15 protein-coding genes are annotated in these 17,732 nt (G+C 50.0%); 1 reads left to right on the top strand and 14 read right to left on the bottom strand.

What is annotated here, in order from left to right; genetic code table 11:
- Window position 1: 1 nt before the first annotated feature.
- On the bottom strand, window positions 2–1,303 hold the full coding sequence (gene hemL, locus AC0YNS_RS06490; RefSeq protein ID WP_475780222.1) for a glutamate-1-semialdehyde 2,1-aminomutase: 1,302 nt from the start codon (window positions 1,301–1,303) through the stop codon (window positions 2–4).
- Between the two features lie 101 nt (window positions 1,304–1,404).
- Here hemL and AC0YNS_RS06485 point away from each other — a divergent pair, with 101 nt between their 5' ends.
- A complete protein-coding gene (locus AC0YNS_RS06485; protein ID WP_475780221.1) occupies window positions 1,405–2,067 on the top strand; it encodes a Crp/Fnr family transcriptional regulator in 663 nt (220 codons plus the stop codon).
- A 24-nt stretch (window positions 2,068–2,091) separates the two neighbouring features.
- Here AC0YNS_RS06485 and hemB read toward each other — a convergent pair whose 3' ends face one another.
- From hemB to clpX, 13 genes are all read right to left on the bottom strand, one after another.
- Window positions 2,092–3,090 carry a porphobilinogen synthase gene (gene hemB, locus AC0YNS_RS06480; protein ID WP_475780220.1) on the bottom strand — a complete coding sequence of 333 codons (999 nt, stop codon included), beginning with the start codon at window positions 3,088–3,090 and terminating at the stop codon, window positions 2,092–2,094.
- Window positions 3,091–3,108: 18 nt separating this feature from the next.
- A complete protein-coding gene (cobA, locus tag AC0YNS_RS06475) occupies window positions 3,109–4,677 on the bottom strand; it encodes a uroporphyrinogen-III C-methyltransferase (protein WP_475780219.1) in 1,569 nt (522 codons plus the stop codon).
- Complete coding sequence (hemC, locus tag AC0YNS_RS06470) at window positions 4,674–5,645, bottom strand: hydroxymethylbilane synthase (protein ID WP_475780218.1); 972 nt, start codon at window positions 5,643–5,645, stop codon at window positions 4,674–4,676. Before hemC ends, cobA begins: the two co-directional genes overlap by 4 nt.
- Window positions 5,645–6,322: a precorrin-2 dehydrogenase/sirohydrochlorin ferrochelatase family protein gene (locus tag AC0YNS_RS06465; RefSeq protein WP_475780217.1), complete on the bottom strand. Its 678-nt coding sequence runs from the start codon at window positions 6,320–6,322 to the stop codon at window positions 5,645–5,647. Before AC0YNS_RS06465 ends, hemC begins: the two co-directional genes overlap by 1 nt.
- Before the next feature lie 14 nt (window positions 6,323–6,336).
- Entirely contained in the window at window positions 6,337–7,155 is an 819-nt protein-coding gene (locus AC0YNS_RS06460; protein ID WP_475780216.1) for a cytochrome C assembly family protein, read from the bottom strand.
- Between the two features lie 65 nt (window positions 7,156–7,220).
- Entirely contained in the window at window positions 7,221–8,603 is a 1,383-nt protein-coding gene (hemA, locus tag AC0YNS_RS06455) for a glutamyl-tRNA reductase (RefSeq protein WP_475780215.1), read from the bottom strand.
- A gap of 169 nt (window positions 8,604–8,772) precedes the next feature.
- Window positions 8,773–9,171 carry an adenosylmethionine decarboxylase gene (speD, locus tag AC0YNS_RS06450; RefSeq protein ID WP_090983026.1) on the bottom strand — a complete coding sequence of 133 codons (399 nt, stop codon included), beginning with the start codon at window positions 9,169–9,171 and terminating at the stop codon, window positions 8,773–8,775.
- Window positions 9,172–9,504: 333 nt separating this feature from the next.
- Window positions 9,505–10,095 carry a non-ribosomal peptide synthetase module gene (locus tag AC0YNS_RS06445; protein ID WP_475780214.1) on the bottom strand — a complete coding sequence of 197 codons (591 nt, stop codon included), beginning with the start codon at window positions 10,093–10,095 and terminating at the stop codon, window positions 9,505–9,507.
- A gap of 165 nt (window positions 10,096–10,260) precedes the next feature.
- On the bottom strand, window positions 10,261–10,893 hold the full coding sequence (yihA, locus tag AC0YNS_RS06440) for a ribosome biogenesis GTP-binding protein YihA/YsxC (protein ID WP_475780213.1): 633 nt from the start codon (window positions 10,891–10,893) through the stop codon (window positions 10,261–10,263).
- Window positions 10,894–10,912: 19 nt separating this feature from the next.
- The gene (gene lon / locus AC0YNS_RS06435) at window positions 10,913–13,267 is read right to left on the bottom strand and encodes an endopeptidase La (RefSeq protein ID WP_475780212.1); all 2,355 of its coding nucleotides are present in this window, start codon (window positions 13,265–13,267) and stop codon (window positions 10,913–10,915) included.
- 87 nt (window positions 13,268–13,354) lie between these two features.
- Window positions 13,355–15,061, bottom strand: coding sequence for an ATP-dependent protease LonB (lonB, locus tag AC0YNS_RS06430; RefSeq protein ID WP_475780211.1), 1,707 nt, complete (start codon window positions 15,059–15,061; stop codon window positions 13,355–13,357).
- Between the two features lie 193 nt (window positions 15,062–15,254).
- Window positions 15,255–16,376: a flavodoxin-dependent (E)-4-hydroxy-3-methylbut-2-enyl-diphosphate synthase gene (gene ispG / locus AC0YNS_RS06425; RefSeq protein ID WP_475780210.1), complete on the bottom strand. Its 1,122-nt coding sequence runs from the start codon at window positions 16,374–16,376 to the stop codon at window positions 15,255–15,257.
- Window positions 16,377–16,469: 93 nt separating this feature from the next.
- On the bottom strand, window positions 16,470–17,726 hold the full coding sequence (gene clpX, locus AC0YNS_RS06420) for an ATP-dependent protease ATP-binding subunit ClpX (RefSeq protein ID WP_091214734.1): 1,257 nt from the start codon (window positions 17,724–17,726) through the stop codon (window positions 16,470–16,472).
- Window positions 17,727–17,732 lie beyond the last annotated feature (6 nt).

Below are 17,732 nucleotides of genomic sequence, written 5' to 3'. Positions count from 1 at the left end.
ATTACAAGCGACGAAACGCCTCATCATGCGCCGCAATGGTCGCATCAATGGCTGCTTCATCGTGAATGCCGGAGACGAACATCCCTTCAAATTGCGAAGGTGCAATGCTGATGCCAAGATCCAGCATGGCTGCAAAATAAACTTTAAAGCGCTCCAGATCAGAAGTCTTGGCCGTATCGTAATTGATGACATGCTGCTCTGTAAAGAACGGACAAACCATCGATCCGACGCGGTTAATCGTGCTTGGAATACCGTGTTTCGCTGCGTTGGCTTCAAAGCCGCGCTGCAAACGAACCGCCATCCGCTCCATGTGCTCATAGGTTTGCGGAGTCAGTAGACTAAGCGTTGTGAAGCCCGCCGCCATCGCAAGCGGATTGCCGGAGAGCGTTCCTGCTTGATAGATCGGACCGCTTGGCGCCATCATTTCCATAATCTCGCGTTTACCGCCGTATGCGCCTACCGGCAAGCCTCCGCCGATTACTTTGCCAAGGCAAGTGAGATCCGGCGTTATGCCGTATAAGCCTTGTGCACAGTTCATGTGAACGCGGAAGCCGGTCATAACCTCGTCGAAGATCAGCAGGCTGCCGTACTGCTCGGTAACCTCGCGCAGCCCTTGCAGGAAGCCGGGAAGCGGAGGAACAACGCCCATATTGCCGGCAACCGGCTCAACGATGATGCAAGCAATCTCTTCGCCGAAGCTTTCAAATGCCAGTTTCACTGAAGCAAGGTCGTTGTAAGGTACCGTTAGCGTATGAGAAGCTACGCTCTCCGGTACGCCGGGGCTGTCGGGCAAGCCAAGCGTCGCTACGCCTGAACCTGCTTTAATTAGCAAGCTGTCGGCATGTCCGTGATAGGAGCCTTCGAATTTCAGGATTTTGCTGCGTTTCGTGTAACCGCGAGCCAAGCGAAGCGCACTCATTGTCGCTTCTGTACCGGAATTGACCATACGTACGATTTCTACGGATGGTACACGCTCGCAGACGAGCTCCGCCATTAACGTCTCGATTTCAGTCGGAGCGCCGAAGCTGGTGCCTTTCTCAGCCGTTTTCTTAATGGCTTCGATTACGTCCGGATGGGCATGACCCATAATAAGCGGTCCCCAAGATGCTACATAATCGATATAGCTGTTTCCGTCGATATCATAGACTCTGTAGCCTTCGCCACGGTCCATATAGACCGGATTTAAGCCGACGGACTTGAAGGCCCGAACCGGAGAGTTCACGCCGCCCGGAATGACTTTTTTCGCGCGTGCAAAAGCTTCTTTGGAGCGTTCATCCGCTCTAATATGATTCTTTTCGCTCATTTCTCGCACCTGCCTGTTAAAATGTGACTTTCGTATGGTAAACTGCTAAGAGATTATCAGGTTATAACTGTTGTGCAGTTCAGAGGGAGAGGCTGGTCATAGTGATTGATTTGCTTAAGCAAGTACAGCTATTTGAAAATTTAAACGAAGATCAGCTGCAGCGAATACTGTTGATTGCTCAAAAACAAACATTCACGCCTAACACTGTGCTCTTTCAAGAGAAAGATCCTGGGGCAGCCTTTTATATTTTGCTTAAAGGCTCCATTAAGATTTATACGCGCAGTTCTTCCGGTGACGAGAAAGTATTATCGCTGATTCAATCGGGTCAAAGCTTCGGCGAGCTGTCGCTGCTCGACGGTCGTCCCCGCTCAGCATCTGCTCAAACGCTGGAAGGCTCGACACTGCTTGTGATCTCCGCCAATGACTTTCATGCCCTGCTTCGCGAGCAATTCGAGATTACGCGCCATATTATGACGGAGCTTTGCCGCAGACTGCGTGACACCAATCAGCATGTCTACGATCTTACCTTTGTGGATTCGCGGACTCGCGTGCTGAAGAATGTCATTCTGATGGCTAATCGACATGGCACACGAGCAGGAAACATCATCACGATCAAAATGCCGCTCAACTACGATGAACTCGCTCAAATGGCCGGTGTAGCCAAGCTGGCACTTTCTCAAGTGCTTAGAGACCTTGAGGATCGCAGAATATTAACGTTTGGCCTAAACGAATACAAGCTCGACTTGGCTCGCCTGAACGGTTAACACCGTTCAGGCTTTTTATATGGCTTACGCTTCGCCCCGCAGCCAGCGTGCTGCATCCAAAGCATGGTAAGTAATGATCAGATCGGCACCTGCGCGCTTCATACCTGTTAATGTCTCGAGAACAACTGCACGCTCATCGATCCAACCGTTCGCCGCAGCCGCTTTAACCATGGAATATTCAGCACTCACGTTGTACGCTGCAATCGGCAGGTCAAAATGCTCTTTCAGCATCCGAATGACATCCATGTAGGCAAGCGCAGGCTTCACCATAAGGAAGTCTGCCCCTTCGATAATGTCCGCCTCAGCCTCACGCAGCGCTTCACGCGCGTTTGCCGGGTCCATTTGATACGTCTTGCGGTCACCGAATTGCGGAGTGGAATGAGCAGCTTCACGGAACGGCCCGTAGAAAGCCGAAGCATATTTAACCGAGTAGGACATAATCGGCACCATATCGTAGCCCGCCGCATCCAATCCTTCGCGAATCGCTCCGACAAATCCGTCCATCATGTTGGATGGCGCGATAATATCTGCACCTGCTTGTGCTTGGGAAACGGCTGTTTTCACTAACAACTCCAGCGAAGAATCATTGTCAATAAAAGCATTGCCGGTATGGGCATCATGATGAATCATGCCGCAATGGCCGTGGTCCGTGAATTGGCACAAACACGTATCTGCTACAACCAGAAGCTGAGGTGCCCATTCTTTAATGGCTCTGGTTGCTTGTTGAACGATCCCGTTCGGATCGTACGCGGAGGAACCGACAGCATCTTTCGAATCCGGAACGCCGAAGAGCAGCACGGCTTTGACGCCTGATTCAACGACCGCAGCCACTTCCTGCCGGAGCAGGTCAAGGGACAGATGATAAACGCCCGGCATCGAAGAAATCTCTTCCTTCACACCAGTGCCATGTGTAACAAATAACGGATATATGAAGTCGTCTACTGACAAATGCGTTTCGCGCACCAGCGATCGCAGTGCGCCTGATGAGCGCAGTCTGCGGTTTCTTGTAATTGGAAATGCCATAATCGGAAAGCCTCCTTCTTAATTGCGATGCACAAGCCGCGACTCGGCTATAGCATCAATAAGTCCGTCAATGGTTGCATCCTGCGGCTGTATGGTAACTTTCAGTCCGGCTTCTTCAGCCGTCTTCGCCGTAACCGGGCCGATGCAGGCGATATCTATTCCTTGCAACAGCTCAAGAGGATCATCGACCCCCATGCGACGCAATACTTCGAATAGGTTGGTAACGGTAGAGGAGCTGGCAAACGTAATGACATGAACGCTTCGTTTCTGAAGCAGCTCAAGCGTCTCTTCATCCTGGTTATCCGCCAGTACCGTTTCATAAACATCGATTTCAACAGGAGTTAACCCCTTTGCCTTCAGCTCTCGCGGAAGAACTTCACGCGCGAGGTCACCTCTTGGCAGCAGTACGCGTTGACCGGCTACTAAGTGTTCCGACAAGCTATCCAATAAATCATCGGCCTGGAACTTCACAGGCAGCACATCAACGAATAATCCGCGTTTCTCCAGCGCTTCGGCTGTCTTAGGTCCAACAGCGGCGATACGTGCCTTGTGGAACCGTCTGATATCAATACGCAGCTTGCTTAACCAGTTGAAGAAATAGTCTACACCATTCACACTCGTAAACATAATCCAGTCGAATTGCTCTGCTTCATTCAGTGCGTTGTGAACCGTGTCCACAATAGCTGTTTCCGTAGGCTCACGAGTCTCAATGACAGGGAACTCGCATGGCTCACCGCCGAGCTCCTCAATCTGTTCCGCCAAATCGCTGCTTTGCGCTCTTGCCCTTGTAATCAGTACACGCGTTCCAAACAGCGGCTTACGTTCATACCACTGCAGCTTTTCTCGCTGTTTGACCACATCACCGACGACAATGACTGCCGGAGGCTGGAAGTTGGCCGCTTTGACGATTTCCTCAATCGTTTCCAGCGTGCCCGTAACCGTTCTTTGCTCTACCCTTGTTCCCCAGCGAATCAGAGCAACAGGAGTCTCTGCAGGCTTGCCATTCTTGATAAGCTGTTCTGCTATATACCCGATCTTCGCAACTCCCATCAAGAAAACAAGTGTCCCCGTAGCAAGAGTAACTTTGTCCCAATGGATGGATTGATCGAGCTTATCCGGACTTTCGTGCCCGGTAATAATCGATAAGGAGGACGCCAAATCACGATGGGTCACAGGGATTCCCGCATAAGCCGGTACCGCAATGGCTGAGGTGATGCCTGGCACGATTTCGAACTCGACGTTATTGTGATACAGCAACTCAGCCTCTTCACCGACACGTCCGAAGATAGTGGGATCGCCGCCTTTCAGACGGGTCACGATCTTACCCTCGAGCGCCAGATCCACAAGCAGCTGATTAATGTCTTCTTGTTTCATGGTGTGCCGATCCGGCAGCTTTCCCACGTATACTTTCTCAGCCCCCGGCTTTAAATACCGAAGCAGTCTCGGACTGGCCAGGCGATCATAAACAACGACATCGCATTTGCTTATGCATTCTTTTCCACGCAGTGTAATCAGCTTTGGATCGCCGGGTCCGGCACCAACCAAGTAGACTTTCCCTTTGCTCTTCCCCTTCAGCAAAACGTTCATCCCCTTACTTCTGCTAAAATACGATCTGCTCCTCTTGCTTTGAGTGCTTCTGCAGTTTGTAATCCCAATGCTACCGGATCTTGTCCACGTAACGTTTCTTTGAGCAAAATACCGCCATCCGGAGAACCGACAATTCCCGTCAGCTCGAGCAGACAAGTTTCACCATTCTCAGCTGTCTCCACAATTGTGGCATGTGCTCCAATCGGAATCTGACAGCCTCCGTTAAGAGCTCCGAGGAAACTGCGTTCTGCGGATACGGTAAGTGCTGTGAGCGGATCATTAAGAAGGGACAGCAGGTGACGAACCTCTGCATCATCCGTTCTGCATTCGATGCCAAGGGCACCTTGACCGACGGCAGGCACGCACAGATCTTCTGGCAGATAGGATGAGATTTTCTCCTCCCAGCTCATACGGTGAAGCCCTGCTGCTGCCAGTACGATCGCGTCGAAACCTTCGCTCTCCAGCTTCTTGATTCTGGAATCAATATTGCCCCGAATGGATTCGATCTGCAGATCCGGACGAGCGTTCTTCAGCTGGCTTGAACGACGCAGGCTGCTTGTCCCAACCTTTGCCCCTTTAGGCAAGTCCGAGAATGTATAACCATTCGACGTAATGATACAATCCCTCGGGTCAACCCGCTTAGGAACCGCGCCATTCATTAATCCCTCCGGGAGCTCATAGGGCATATCCTTCATACTATGTACGGCTAAATCAATCTCTTTATCAAACAATGCCTGCTCGATCTCTTTAACGAACAGACCTTTCCCGCCGACCTTGGATAAGGTCACATCCAGAATACGATCGCCCTTGGTCAAGATTTTGCGAATTTCGAACGTAAACGGCAGTCCATGCTGCTCACTAAGTGCTTTAAGCTGATCTATAACTTGACCGGTTTGCGTCAAAGCAAGTGCGCTCTGCCGTGTACCGACTACAATGACACGGGGTTCTTCATAGTTGTGGGACATCATTATTTGCTCCTCTCAGCCGCTTGAAGCAGCCTGCTCATCCATTCGTCGATCTGATTCTCTGTATAGGTAACTCGTCCATCGGTTCGTTCTGCTTGTTGTGCAACCTCTTCTGCAGCCAGTCGCAATAGAGTAGTTCTAAGCTCCGGGTTCAAGCCGCTCGACAGCACTCGCGCTCGCAGCAATCGAAGCCCTTCGACGTAATCTCCTAAACATGCGTTAAATTGCTTGGCAAGCCGCCGCTTCATTATTGCTGCCAGAGCAGGGCTCGCCCCACCTGTCGTTACAGCTAAGAGCAATTCACCGCGTCTTACAGTTGATGGTGTAACGAAGCTGCCTTCTTCGCCAAGATCGGCAACATTTACGAATATACCGAGTCGGTCCCCTAAAGCTGCGATTTCTTTATTCACCTGACGATAGTTCGTCGCAGCAATAACAAGCATCGCTCCTGGGAGATCCCCTTCCCTGTATTCCCTTTGCACTAGCTGGATAGACCCTGCACCGGCAAGCTCTTGAAGCGCAGATGAAGCAGCGGATGCAATGACCTCTACACGATCCGCTCCTCCATTCAGCAGTCCTTGCACTTTACGTTCGGCAACGGAGCCGCCTCCAACCACGACACAGCGCTTTCCCTGAAGATTCACCATCATTGGATAATAGGTCTTCTCGATTGCAACCAACTCCTTGGCTCCCCTTAAGACCAGCCGTGAAAATTAGACGCTTGATTCATCAATACATTGAGCAGCATGACGCCGTAGCTGATCAAATTCAGCCGTGCGAACTTCCAGCCTGAACCGTCAAACCAGCGGTGTCCTAACAAATTCCAGATGTAAATCGACAAAGCTATAAAAGATGAAATAACCTTCAAATCAAGTAAAAGTCCATAGCGGCCTTCTACGAGAATCGAAGTGACAGCCACAGCGAGCGATAAGGTCAGCAGCGGCGTGCCGATCAGAGCAGCCCTGAACATGAAGCGATCCGCTACATCCAAACTCGGCATTCTCTGCATGCTCTTAGTCCACTGCTTGCCTTTGAGACGAGCAAACAGGAACATATACATCCCTGAGAAAATACCGCTGATTGTCAGCGCCGCATACGCCAGGATCATCAGAATGATATGAACGACCAGCATGTTCTGCGCCAATTCCCATCTCTCCAGGGATGCGCCTGAGCCGATGCCGAACAAATTGACGGTTAGTACTGCGAACCCGATCACATTCACGAAGAAGACGATAAACTCCATCCTAAAAAAACGGCTCATCACAAGTGAAACCGTGATAAGCAGCCAAGAGAAAACGAGCAAATATTCAAACAACGAGATGTTGGTCATGTCCAGATGCGAGATGATGCGATTCACGATAAAGCCTGTTTGCAGCACCCAGACGAAAATAAGCAGCCCTGTTCCCACTTGTTTCGCTTGCCGATTTCGATCAACGAAATCAGAGAAGTAAAACAGAAGGCTCAGGGCATAGATATACAGCATTCCATCATAAAACCAATTTTGTGTAACCATAGATGGCCTCCGCAAACTTTGAACAAGTTATCTGGTAACCTAGAATCCTGCTTATTCGCAGAATTCTAGGTAGTAATTGCCGCAATTGTACCTTTAAGTACCGGCTTTGCATCTCCGCTCGATGGGACTTCTTTAACCCCAGCCGGATTACGCTGCTCTGCGTTGTTCTTCGTTTGTTCAAGCGTGTCTTCCAAGGCGAATAGTTTCACGAACATATCCATTGCCTCGTCAGCATGCTTCTCTCCTGCCATTTCTTTAATGCGCAGAATCGGATCATGCATCATTTGGTTGACGATGCTCTTCGTCAGCTTGTGGATGACTTTAAGCTCGCGCTCGCTTAAATCAGGGAGCTTGTTCGCCAAGCTGTCCATCGTTTCCGCATGGATGTCAGTCGCTTTATCCTGCAGCGCACGAATCAGCGGTGCAACGCCTAATGTTTTGTACCATCCGCGGTACACATCCAGCTCAGATGCAATCATCGTTTCAATCTTAGCAGCCTCCGTACGGCGCTGGTCCATGTTGCTTTCCACGATGCCTTCCAGATCATCGATATCGTACAGGAACACGTTCTTAACCGATGCGATAGCAGGATCAAGATCACGCGGCACGGCAATATCAATCATAAAGAGCGGACGGGATTTACGTTTCTGCATGGCTGCTGCAACCTGCTCACGACCAAGTACATAGCCATCTGAACCGGTCGAGCTGATAACGATATCCGCTTCATGCAAACGTGAAATCGCATCTGCCATTGACAGCGGAGTTCCGTTAAATTTATCTGCCAGCTGCACGGCACGGTCATAGGTCCGATTGACGACAAACACCCGTTCCACACCGTTCGCGTACAAATGCTTAGCGGTTAATTCACTCATCTTGCCGGCGCCGACGATCATGACCGTCTTGCCGTTAAATTGTCCGAAGATCCGTTTACCCAGCTCTACAGCTGCGTAGCTGACTGAAACCGCGGCTTCACCGATAGCTGTATCCGAATGTGCCTTCTTCGCAAGCGTTACAGCTTGTTTAAATATCGTATTAAACAAGGTGCCTGTAGTTTTCTGCTGCTGCGCAAGTAGGAATGCATTCTTGACTTGACCCAGAATCTGCGTCTCGCCAATGACCATAGAATCTAGTCCACAAGTGACACGGAACAGATGGTCAATCGCCTTCTCATCCTCATACATATATAGATCCGAGGTAAACTGCTGTCTCGGCGTATTAAACCATTTCTCCATGAAACTGCGTATATAATGTCCGCACAACGTCGGACGGTCAACAACAGCATACAATTCAGTGCGGTTACAGGTCGCAACAATGACACCTTCCATAATGCTCTTCGTTTGCTTCAACTGCTCAAGTGCCTCAGGCAGATCTCGTTCGGAAAATGTAAAACCTTCCCTCACTTCAACCGGTGCTGTGCGATAATTAAGACCGACGACTATAATGTGCATGCGCGTTCACCTGCCCTTCACTAATCATTTTTTCATCATTTAGTATAGCACAGTTAGTCATGATGTACCCCTGCAAATATGAAAATTGTTTGAAAACGCGCGGCTTGGTTTATAGCATCAAAAAAGACCACGGATTTCTCCATGGCCCCTCTTTAGTCATATGAAAATGCTACACAAGTTCAACTTGCTTCATATCCGCTTCCACGACTTGCAATTCACCCATACCGCGAACTAGCTTCTTAGCATGTGTTACTTTTGGTTTCAAAACAGACATCATGTAGTCAATCGCCAATTGCGGATCGACTGTTTCTCCACATGTATAGCAATCAAGAGCAGCGAAGCCTCTCTCAGGATACGTGTGAATGGAAAGATGACTTTCTGACAGCAGTACGAGCACTGTTGCGCCTTGTGGCTCAAATTGTTTCGCTTGAACTGAGAGTACTGTAGCGCCGCATGCTTCCGCAGCCTCTACCATTTGGGCTTGTAAAAATTCCGCGTTGTTGAGCAGGTCAAAATCCACACCCCAAGTGTCAACAGCAACGTGTCTTCCGAAAGTTGAGTATTCCATCTCTCGGTTCCCCCTTCCTAGGAATAAAATGTTTTGTAATTTCATCCGCTAGGACCTACGTCATTCACTGCCCGAGGGACTTTCCTCTCGCAACATTACCATGTCCTGAGTGAATCCTGGTTCCTATTCATTGCAACGAAAATAAAAATAACATCTATCGCTCAGAAATGCAACAGTTTTTTTTGGGCAGAATTAAGTTGACAACATGCTGTAAACTCCAGTAAACAACGTATGTGCGAATTGATGAGCTGGTGATGGCCCTCTACAAATTTAACACAAATAAAAAAAGCCGCATATGAGCGGCTTTAGAAGAATGATTCTCTACGGTTTTGCTTACGCCTCCATCAAGAACAGCGCTCTTGCATGCTGTGCCAGACGTTGATCGATAAGCGATATTTGCCCGCGATCACTGCATTGGTTGCGTAAATCGAGCAATTGATTAATCGCGCCTTGCACGATTTCAATTTCGTTCTCGATATCGTTCACGCGGAAAGTCGCTTCAAGCTGACCGATCGTATCTTTGAATTCAAAGATCACTCTCGACTCATTGTTCTTGATTTCGACAATTTTGCGAACAGTTCCTTCAGCATAATGATAGATCATCGTATAATGTGGATAAATGCGATTGACGACTGCATCTCCGCGGAACAGCGATACCGCTTTGCGCATTGCGTTCGTAAGTCTCGGATGTACGATACGGCACGAAAGTGCGCATACGTACAAATCTTGCTTACGTTCGAAAGTAAGGCGGACTTCTTCTCGTCCTGCGTCGTCCTCGAGAACCATCTCGTGATTGCCGTTCTCCAGTACCCGCACCTGCTGCTTAATATGCTGGTCTTCAAAAAACCGGACAAATCCCGCCATCTCTTCAGCCGTTAATTGCAGAGAAGCATTGACATACTCCGTGGCTATCCGCTGAGCCATAAAAATCTCCTCAATTCTATAAAGTAACGCGTTTGTAAATCAGTTGCTTACCTATATTATACCCGATCGAAGCGGTTTATTCCTGCCGCCCATTCGCGATATTCACGCATATTTCTGAATAATCAAGGAGATTTTACGAAGAGTCGTTGCTTTTATACGTTATCCTCACTTTTCGATTGAAACTTCTTCCGTTTCTTCCGCTTCTTCGCTTGTTTCCGCTATCGATTGATTTATGATTGCCCAAAGCTCATCGCGGCCGAGACCTGTCTCGGAAGAGAAGAGAACATGGTAATCTCCCGTCTGGAAGCCCAGCTTCTTCTTCACCATCTTCACGTGCTTGTCCCACTTGCTCTTCGGAATCTTATCCGCCTTCGTTGTCACGACGCAAACCGGAATTTCATAATGCTTCAGCCAGTCGTACATCAGGCAGTCATCTACGGATGGCTCGTGACGGATATCGACAATAAGGAAAACCATATGCAGCGGCTCGCGGTCGCTGAGGAAGGTTTCAATCATCGTGCCGAACTGTGCACGCTGTACTTTCGATACTTTGGCATAGCCGTAGCCGGGGAAATCGACCAAATACACTTCGTTGTTCACGCGGTAATAGTTTAGCTGCTGCGTCTTGCCCGGCTGCGAGCTCGTTCTGGCTAACCCTTTGCGCATAATCATCTTGTTGATGAGTGATGATTTGCCGACATTAGAACGCCCTGCCAGAGCGAACTCTGGCAAGGCATCTACTGGATATTGATCCGGCCTTACGGCGGATATAACAAATTCTACATTCATAATCTTCACGTTTAAGCAACCTGCTTTCTTAATGCGTCTGTACCGGTGCTGCTGCCTCCACCTTCACGAGCGCGTGTTTGATAACCTCATCCATCGAACTGACCGGAACGAACTCCAAATCGGCTCTGACGCTGTCTGGTATGTCACGCAAGTCACGCTCATTGTCTTTGGGAATCAGCACCTTCTTGATGCCCGCCCGGTGCGCTGCGAGCGATTTCTCCTTGAGACCGCCAATCGGCAGAACGCGGCCGCGAAGCGTTATCTCTCCGGTCATCGCTACTTCTTTATCCACCTGACGATTGGTTAGAGCAGAAATAAGTGCCGTCGCCATCGTAATGCCTGCAGACGGTCCGTCCTTCGGAATCGCACCTTCAGGAATATGGATATGGATATCATTCTTCTCATGGAATTGCGGGTCAATACCGAACTCATTCGCACGGGAACGCGTATAGCTGAAGGCTGCCTGCGCAGATTCCTTCATGACATCGCCGAGCTTACCAGTCAGTGTGAGCTTCCCACTGCCCGGCAGCACCGTTACCTCAATTACGAGCGTATCGCCGCCAACCTCGGTCCAAGCAAGGCCTGTAACGGCGCCGATCTGATTCTCGACCTCGGCCATACCGTACCGGAACTTGGACGGTCCGAGCCACTCTTTTATCCTCGCAGAGTCGACTACAATCGGAGTTACATTCTCATCCGTCACGATGGCTTTCGCAGCTTTCCGGCACATCGCCGCAATTTGCTGCTCCAGATTACGCACACCGGATTCTCTTGTGTACTCGCGAATGATTTGAAGCAAGCCGTCTTCTCCGAGATCCACTTGCTCTTCAAGTAAGCCATGCTCCCGTTTCTGCTTCGGAAGCAGATAACGATTGGCAATTTGCAGCTTCTCAAGCTCCGTGTAGCCGGGAATGTACAGCACTTCCATCCGATCGAGCAAGGGCCTTGGAATGTTGTGAATCGCATTGGCCGTCGTCACGAACATGACATTGGAGAGATCGAACGGCACTTCGATAAAATGATCGCTGAACGTATTGTTCTGTTCGGGATCAAGTACTTCAAGCAGTGCCGAAGCAGGATCGCCGCGGAAATCCATTGCCATCTTATCGATTTCATCTAGCAAGAACACCGGATTGAGCGATCCCGCCGACTTCATGCCTTGAATGATACGGCCCGGCATCGCGCCTACGTATGTACGGCGATGACCGCGAATTTCAGCTTCGTCGCGTACGCCGCCAAGCGAAATACGTACGAACTGTCTGCCAAGCGACTTCGCGATAGACCGAGCCATGGAGGTTTTACCAACACCCGGAGGGCCAACCAAGCAGAGAATCGGGCCTTTCAGCTTCTTCACGAGCTGCTGTACCGCTAAGTATTCCAGCACACGTTCCTTCGGCTTCTCGAGTCCGTAATGATCCTCGTTGAGGATCCCTTCCGCTTTCGCCACGTTCAGATCATCTTCCGTCAGCTTGTTCCAAGGTAAGGAAAGGAGCCAATCAATATAATTGCGGATGACACCGCCTTCGGCAGAAGTCGATGGCATCTTCTCCAGACGGTCGATTTCCTTCTCGACCTTCTCTTTCACTTTATCCGGAATACCGGAGTCCGCCATCTGAGCACGAAGCTCTTCCACTTCGCCTGCACGGCCTTCTTTCTCGCCGAGCTCCTTCTGGATGGCTTTCATTTGCTCGCGCAAATAGTATTCCTTCTGTGTTTTCTCCATCTGCTTCTTCACACGCTGACTGATCTTGCGTTCCAGCTCCAGCACTTCTCGCTCGTTATTCAAAATATCGAGCAGGCGCTCGAGCCGATCCCGCACATCAATCGTTTCAAGAATATCTTGCTTATCCTTGATCTTGAGCGACAGATGGCTGGAAATCACGTCGGCAAGTCTGCCCGGCTCATCAATATCCGAGACAGCCGCCAGCGTCTCCGGCGTCACTTTCTTCGACAAATTGATGTAATGCTCGAACTGGTTGAGTACCGTCCGCATGAGTGCATCAATCTCCGGATCTGTCGATTCCGCCTCCGGCAGCTCTTTAATCGTGACCTCGTAGTAGTCATCATTCGGCAAATAATCTACAATTTCGGCACGGACAACGCCTTCCACCAGTACGCGGATTGTACCGTTTGGCAGCTTGAGCATCTGTCTGACTCTTGCAGCCGTGCCGACCCGGTAGATGTCTTCCTGCGACGGCTCTTCAATATTCACTTCCGATTGCGAACATAGCAAAATCATATGGTCGTCCAGCATTGCGCGATCCAGGGCTCGCACTGATTTCTCCCTGCCTACATCCAGATGCAGCACCATGCTGGGGTATACAAGCAGCCCCCGAAGCGGCAGCAGGGGCATACGACGACCTTTCCATTTAGCAGGTCCCATTCCAGCACCTCCGTCTTTGAAGCTTCCTCACAGATCTTTCGTAACCGATTCCCTCGGCCTTAAGTCTTAGGGCTTTCATCCATTTTATCACTCAACGGAATCCGCCTGCAAATAGGGCAGTCCGGTTGCGATAAATACGTCGGCTGCAGGTGCCTGAGAAGCAGACTGCATTTGGGTATCTTCTGCGCCAAACACGTGGCGGAATACCTCATCCACATGCTCGACAGGAATAACCTGCACACCTTGCAAATCAGCGAAGATCGCCTGCCAGTTCTCTCTCGGGATCAATACGGTATCTGCCCCGGCTTGGAAGGCCGCCTCTACTTTGGCAAGCACGCCGCCGACAGGCTTCACATTTCCGTGAATACCCACCTCACCGGTCATAGCAAGCTTATTGCTGATGGGCTCCCCTTTAATGGCAGATGCAATTGCTGTTGCCATTGCAACACCGGCAGACGGCCCGTCAATCGGCGTCCCACCGGGGAAGTTAATGTGTAAATCGTAATTTTCCGGTTTCATGCCCATTCTTCTAAGTACAGTAAGCACGTTCTCGATGGAGCCTTTGGCCATGCTTTTGCGTCTGAGCGTTCTGCTGCTTCCGCCGCCCAGTTCTTCCTCGTCTACAACACCTGTGATGGTATACACACCTTTGCCGGCTCTTGCTCCAATTGCGCTTACCTCGATCTCAAGCAGCGTTCCCATATTCGGTCCGTATACGGCCAGTCCGTTCACGAAGCCGACTTGTGGCGCTGACGGCACTTTGCGGTCAGGACGCGGCGGAATTTGACTGCTATTGACGACCCATTCAATATCAGAGGCCGAAATCGTATCGCGTTTCTCCGAAAGCGCAAGTCCAGCGGCAAGTTGGATCACGTTCACGGCTTCGCGGCCATTCGTTGCATAACGCGTTACAACATCAATGGCTTCTTGAGAAGGCGGCAAGCCGATCTTCTTCAGCGCATTTACTGCAATTTGCGATATTTCATCCGGAAGCAGCGGGCGGAAATAAATCTCCATGCAGCGTGAGCGAAGCGCCGGAGGCAGCTCCTGCGGTGAACGCGTCGTAGCGCCTACAAGCCGGAAATCAGCGGGCAAACCATTTTGGAAGATATCATGGATATACATCGGGATATTGTTATCCTCTGAGTTGTAATAAGCACTTTCGAGATACACCTTGCGATCTTCCAGTACTTTTAACAACTTATTCATCTGAATCGGATGCAATTCACCTATTTCATCAATAAACAGCATCCCGCCATGCGCCTTGGTTACGGCCCCGGGCTTCGGCTGAGGAATACCTGCGACCCCCATTGCGCCTGCCCCTTGATAGATCGGATCATGCACAGATCCAATGAGCGGATCCGCAATTCCGCGCTCGTCGAAACGAGCCGTTGTGGCATCGATCTCCGTAAATTTCGCATCCTGCAAGAACGGCGAGGTCGGGTTCTTCTTCGCTTCCTCCAGTACAACCCGTGCGGCAGCGGTTTTACCAACACCCGGAGGGCCGTAAATAATGACATGCTGCGGGTTCGCACTGCACAACGCCGCTTTGAGCGCTCTCAGACCGTCCCGTTGCCCCACAATATCATTAATCGTTTGCGGGCGTGTTTTCTCGGACAGCGGCTTCGTTAGCGAAACGGAGCGCAGCTTGCGCAATTTATCCATTTCTTTACGGGACTCCCGGTCGACAGCCGTTCGATTCGTTTTCTGATTGCGCAGCAAATTCCAGAAGTACAGACCAATCACGATAGCGAAAAACACCTGGATCAACATCAAAATCAAACTTAAACTCATAGCAATTACTCCTCTCTTAAGAAGACTAGCGGCGCGTGCGGTTTCGATCCTTCTCAGGCTGAAAAGAAAAGAAACGGCTTATGCCGTTTTTCTTCAAACAAAAAAATCCGGCTTTACGGGGCTCATACTGTTCAGTATTGCCCCCGGCCGGATGGAATAATCGCTATGAATACGTAAAGTTTGAATGGCTTTCCTATGTGGTTACATGGGGTCCGGGCTGATGCTTACGTCCCGGAATTTCGCCTGTCTCTTCAAATACGCGCACAATCTCGTCAATTTCCTTCTTCAGCTCTGAGAGCAGATCTGCCTCAGGCACTTTGCGAATCATCTCTCCGTAACGGAAGAGCATGCCTTCGCCTCTCGCGCCTGCAATCCCGATATCCGCCTCACGCGCTTCACCCGGACCGTTAACTGCGCAGCCAAGAACGGAAACCTTGATTGGCACCTTGATTTTGCTGATGTAGTCCTCCACCTCATTGGCTATAGAGAACAAGTCGATATCCAGTCTTCCACATGTCGGGCAAGAAACAAGTGTCGCAGCATTCGTAATCAGACCGAAGGTCTTCAGCAATTCACGCGCCACTTTCACTTCTTCTACCGGGTCCGCGCTAAGACTGATCCGAACGGTATTACCAATGCCCATAGCAAGCAGCGCACCAATCCCGGCCGAACTCTTAATCGTCCCTGTATGAAGCGTTCCGGCTTCCGTAATACCGAGGTGAAGCGGATAACGGATCACTTCAGCTGCCATGCGGTAGGCTTCAATCGCCATCGGCACATCAGAAGCTTTAAGCGATACGATAATGTCGTGGAAATCCAATTCTTCAAGAATTCCGATATGAAAAAGTGCGCTCTCCACCATAGCTTCCGGAGTTGGATAACCATATTTCTCAAGCAAGTGGTTCTCCAAAGAGCCGGCATTTACACCGATTCGAATGGGAATATTCTTCTCTTTACATGCCTTTACGACGGCTTCTACTTTCTCGCGGCGCCCGATATTGCCCGGATTGATCCGGACTTTATCTACGCCATTCTCAATCGCCGCAAGTGCAAGGCGGTAGTCGAAGTGAATATCTGCGACAAGCGGAATATGAATTCTTTTCTTGATTTCTTTGATTGCCTCGGCAGCTTCCTTGTTGTTGACGGTAACCCGGACAACCTGACAGCCTGCTTCTTCAAGACGCAGGATTTCGGCAACGGTTGCTTCAACATCCGCTGTTTTGGTTGTGCACATACTTTGAATAATTACTTCATCACTTCCGCCAATTGTCAACGGACCGACTTTGACCGGCACTGTATCTTTGCGCAAATACATCAGGTAACCTCTCCCATGAACGTCAAAGTCCACCCCTGCGGTTCGTGTTGCCGCGCCGCAGGGGTGGAAGCATTTGAGGTGTTATTTATTGGATCAGGCGCTTTCTTCCTTCTTCTTGCCCTTCTTGGAAACAAGCTCCGGCATGATCCGGTCTTGAACGACCTTCTCTGTGATCAGGCAGCTGCTTACATCGTCACGTGAAGGTACTTCGTACATCACGTCGAGCATCAGCCCTTCAATAATCGCCCTTAATCCCCGTGCACCTGTATTACGCTTAATCGCTTCTTTCGCGATGGCATCAAGTGCCGCAGCTTCGAACTCAAGCTTCACATTGTCCATCTCAAGCAGCTTCTGATACTGCTTCACGAGCGCATTCTTCGGCTCGGAGAGGATACGGACAAGCGCGCCTTCGTCAAGCGGCTCTAGTGTCGAGATGACAGGCAAACGGCCGACAAACTCCGGAATGAGACCGAATTTGAGCAAGTCTTCCGGAAGTACCATCGACAAATATTCACCCGGTTTCAGATCCTTCTGACCGTCTCCGGCAGCGTTAAATCCGATAACTTTCTTGCCAATCCGGCGTTTGATCAACGACTCAAGGCCGTCAAATGCTCCGCCGCAAATGAACAAGATGTTCGTGGTATCGATTTGAATAAATTCTTGGTGCGGATGCTTACGGCCGCCTTGCGGTGGTACGGAAGCAACTGTGCCTTCAAGAATCTTGAGGAGCGCTTGCTGTACGCCTTCACCGGAAACGTCGCGTGTAATCGACGGATTCTCGGATTTGCGCGCTACTTTATCAATTTCATCGATATAGATGATGCCGCGTTCGGCTTTCTCTACATCGTAATCTGCTGCTTGAATCAATTTGAGCAAAATATTCTCAACGTCTTCACCGACATAGCCGGCTTCCGTAAGGGAAGTCGCATCCGCGATTGCGAACGGAACGTTCAAAATTTTGGCCATCGTTTGAGCAAGCAGTGTTTTGCCTGAGCCTGTAGGACCAACAAGCAGAATGTTACTCTTCTGCAGTTCTACATCTTCAAGTTTATTCTGCGAGTTGACGCGTTTGTAGTGGTTGTATACCGCTACGGAAAGCGACTTCTTCGCTTGTTCCTGACCAATAACGTATTGATCCAGAATGTTGCGAATATCGCGCGGCTTCGGAATATCTTTCAGATCCAGCTCTTCTTCGTGACCGAGCTCTTCTTCAACGATCTCCGTGCATAGTTCGATACATTCATCGCATATATAGACGCCAGGTCCGGCTACGAGCTTGCGCACTTGATCTTGCGATTTGCCGCAGAACGAACATTTCAACTGGCCCTTCTCGTCGTTAAATTTGAACATGAGTTT

The organism is Paenibacillus sp. J22FR21, from assembly GCF_056269135.1.
This window is presented reverse-complemented; position numbering and strand designations above follow the sequence as displayed.